This window comes from Desulfamplus magnetovallimortis (assembly GCF_900170035.1).
GTDB lineage: Bacteria > Desulfobacterota > Desulfobacteria > Desulfobacterales > Desulfobacteraceae > Desulfamplus > Desulfamplus magnetovallimortis.
In genome coordinates, this window is the sequence record NZ_LT828572.1 from 15,328 (window position 1) to 19,323 (window position 3,996).

Below are 3,996 nucleotides of genomic sequence, written 5' to 3' on the forward strand. Positions count from 1 at the left end.
TAAGTAGCACTAATATAATTTATTATCTGATATTTTCCTCTTCTACAACTTCATATCTCCAAGTCTTTCATCCATATCTTCCCAATCAGGGGCATATTTGGAGAGTTCCCTGTAAAAATCCTTGGAGTGGTCTTTATGTTTGATATGGGTCAATTCGTGGATAATAATATAATCTATGAGGCTGAATGGCAGTTTGACGGCATCAAAATTGATAAGGATGTCATTGTCATTGTTACAACTTCCCCACCTTTTAGAAAGTTTCCTTAAATTGACGGAGTTGGGAATAAGTCCCGTTGTTTCACTCCACTTTTTGACACGGGGTAGTATTTTTTCTTTAGCCTTATCTCGTGTGAAGTTTTCAAGAGCCTTGTCTATGGCAGATGTTCTATCCTCTACATCAGGGTTGATGGCAATGTTGAGTTTGGATTGGGTAAATCTTACCAGGGCATCTTTAACAGCAGGGTCTTTGGTAACCTGAACGTAATAACGCCTCCCAAGGTACAATAGCCTTGAACCTGTAATAATTTCTCCCTGGGGAATACGCTCCACAAGTTTTACTTTATCCATAATCCATCGACCTTTACTGATGACAAGTTGATCTGCCTTGTCATTTTCTATGGGCGGAGTTTTAAGTACCACCCCTTCATAAAAGTCAACTGTGATGTATCCGTGTTTTAGCGATGTGTCTATGATATGGGAGTAATGAATTTCTGTGGTTCCGTACTGGGCAACGGGCAACGTCTAATTCCTTTTGATGAGGTTAAGTAGAGATACAGTTAATTTTTGTGCCTCTTTTACCTCAACTTTTCCTTTTAGAACACCCTTTATTTTAACACGCATTGATTTCATAACCTGTGCTTTATCCCACCAGCCCGCTATGGAGAGTTCCCCATTCAATTCCTTAAAGATACTATGGGTAATGGCCTTGGCATCGCCGTCTATGATATTCTCCAGTGTCTTAAATACGGCAAACTCACGGTCAGAGGCAAAACCCATAGCATTGGCTTCATTGCTTTCGTTAACGAGTTTTTGCTGGATTTTGTCAAACTCTTGAAACAGTTCCAGTTGTGAAATACGGTTCTCTCTTCTCGCCTTTATCAGTTCTTCCAGTTTATCGGCTAAGGGCTGGTAAAAGTCTGGATTGTTGTCCAGTTTGACTTTAATGCGGTGTTTTAGGCGGTTGGTGCGTTTCAGTTCCCTGCTCTTTGGGTCTTTGGTGTTCTCTATCTCGATCTTAAACTTTTCAACATCAATGACAGATACAGGTTCGTCCAAGAGAGAGGTAATCCCTTTTGCCCGCAGGTGCTCATCAATTAAATCCTGGAGTTTCTTGCTCTCATCCTTGGTGATGCGCAGAGAGTTATCCACGTAGAGGTTGGATGCTTCCAGTTTGATTTCGTTGAACAGGTTAAAATCATCTTTGTATTTCAAGGCACTCTCATCTGGCAGGACGATATTCAGAGATTTGTTGAATTTCTTCATCAGTTCCTTAAATCTATCCCGAATGTCAATTGGTTCAAGGTGGAGTACCGCTTTGTCTATGTATTTCTGTCTTTCTTTTGTGCGATCTATATTCAAATCCTTAAACAAATCCACAAGTCGCTGATGCCTCATTTTAAGTCTGCTAATTTCGGAACTGATATTCATCATCACATCGTTGGGTTCCAGGTCTCCAGAAAAGATTTCCATAGCATCTACCAGATACTCTGCTATACCGCAGTAATCCACAATCAACCCTGCGGGTTTGCTCTCCCTGGTGCGATTGACACGGGCAATGGCCTGTAAAAGATTGTGAGCCTTCAGGGGCTTATCAAGATACATCACCATGGCAATAGGGACGTCATAGCCTGTCAAAAGCATATCAGACACAATCATCAAGGCATCGTTGTTGAATTGTCTCTTCCCGCCCTTGGATAGTTGGGCTTCATCTCCAAAGGGTAGTTTGAAATTTTCTATGGCCTGCTTAACATCCTGTTCGGGTGTGGCAATTTCAAAGAATTCTTCAGGGTCTTCTCCTTTTTTAGAAGAAAAACTCATCACAACTCTGCTGTTAAACCCGTGCTTACCATCCTCTTTTAAGGCATCAAACGCCTTTTTGTAAGCAATGGCACCCTTTCTACTGCTACAAACAACCATAGCCTTGTATCTGTCAGGAAAAATCCTGCTTTGATAGTGGTTGATGATATGTTCGGCAATTCTTTGAACTCTCTGTTTAGCACGCATCGTCTTTTTCAGGCTGGTGGCTTCCTGTTTTAGTTTGGCTTTTTTCTTTTCATCCTCGTGGTCAAAGAAATAACGAAACTGGTTCTCCAGCAGAGTTTTTTCAACATAGAGGTCAGGAATGCCGTCTTCATAGAGTATCGGCAAAGTTGCCCCATCTTCCACAGATTGCTTGATGGTGTAAGTGTCGATGTATTTACCACCGTAAAACTTGCCCAGGGTTGATTTTTGTTCCGTATCTATGGGCGTTCCTGTAAAGGCGATGAACTTGGCGTGTTTAAGTGCTTTGCGCATAAAACCTGCCAGAAAACCGTATTGGCTTCTATGGGCCTCATCCACCATTACAAAGAGGTTCTTCTTCTCGGAGACTACCTCTATCTTCTCTTTTGAGACTTTAATGATATTTCCATCTTCATCTACTTCCTGGAATTTCTGTATGGTGGTGGTGATGGTTTTGCCGTAATCATCTTTCAAGAGTTTCTTCAGGTGTCTGACGGAGGTAGCCTGTATGGGATTAGGGTATCCGCAACGGTTGAAGGTGCGTGAAATCTGGTCATCCAAATCGGTACGGTCGGTCATTATGATGATGGTGGGGTTCTTAAAGCCACTCTCTTCCCTGCGGAGTTTGGTGGCAAGATATACCATTGTGATGGACTTACCGCTTCCCTGGGTATGCCATACAACACCGCCCTGGTCTTCGTTTTGTAGCCTGTGGAGTGTTTTGTTTACGGCTCTTATCTGCTGGTATCTTGGAAGGATTTTAATCTTTGTACCTTCAGAAACGTGGTAGATGACAAAGTTGCGTATCAGGTCGAGGAATTTTTCTTTTTCAAAGAGGTTATAAAGCAAGATGTCTTGTGGGGTTGGCTCTCTTTCTATTAAGGCTTCAAGATCCTGGGTGTCATCGGATTTGTAATGCTGATAATGAACTTCTTTGGCCCCGACTGCTCCGTATTTCCCACCAACCTTGTAAATGCCTACGCACACCTGATTGTATCTGAAAAGTTTTTCACTGTTTCCCTGATAATAGATGAGGTCGGTGACGCAATCGGAGAAAGCACCCTGGGCTGTAGGTGATTTACACTCTATGACGGCCAGTGGCAGGCCATTTACAAAGACAACAAGATCTGGGATTGAGTTTTTTTCCTTACCCTTAAACTTCATCTGATTAACGATGAGGAAGTCATTGTTGTCGATATTTGCGTAGTCTATGAAAGATACGCCCCTGTAGGTCTCTTTGCCGTCTATAATCTGCTTGGGAGTGTATTCCTGGGTACTGATGAGTTTGTGTATCTGCTCGTTTGCCTCTATAAAGGATGTGGCAGATACGGAGGTGATTTCCTTAAAGGCGTTATTGACATTATTCTCGTTAAGCCAGGGATTTATCCGTTTAATGGCATCCTTCAGGCGGTCTTCCAGTATGACATCGTTGATGGATGAACGCTCATCGTTGATTGAGCCGTTTTGGTAAGTATATCCCAGTTTCTCAAACAGTTGGATGGCTGGGAGTTCGGATTGGAGGTATTCTGGATTTAAGGTTGTCATATCTGCCCTATTAGATTAACATTAAAACCAAGGATAAACTCAAGTGAATATCACCTTGTAGGTTAACAAAATAAATTTAACTATGAATTGAGCCTGTATGAGCAAAATTGAAAAAATTTTAACAAAGTTGTTTAAAGGTCAATAAGATGAAATCCAAATATGAAATTATATTATATTGGAGCCAGGAAGATGAAGCATACATTGCCGAGGTTCCTGAACTTCCAGGGCTAT

At 41.8% G+C, this 3,996-nt stretch carries 2 protein-coding genes; both read right to left on the minus strand.

Annotation, left to right across the window (positions count from 1 at the left end):
• Nucleotides 1-42 precede the first annotated feature (42 nt).
• Complete coding sequence (locus MTBBW1_RS26520) at nucleotides 43-738, minus strand: M48 family metallopeptidase (RefSeq protein ID WP_080809826.1); 696 nt, start codon at nucleotides 736-738, stop codon at nucleotides 43-45.
• A gap of 3 nt (nucleotides 739-741) precedes the next feature.
• Nucleotides 742-3,765, minus strand: a complete 3,024-nt coding sequence (locus tag MTBBW1_RS26525; RefSeq protein WP_080809829.1) for a type I restriction endonuclease subunit R — start codon at nucleotides 3,763-3,765, stop codon at nucleotides 742-744.
• Nucleotides 3,766-3,996 lie beyond the last annotated feature (231 nt).

Excerpts from the sequence above, each read along its gene's own strand:
- MTBBW1_RS26525 (WP_080809829.1), bottom strand. The coding sequence starts at position 3,765 with ATGACAACCTTAAATCCAGAATACCTCCAATCCGAACTCCCAGCCATC.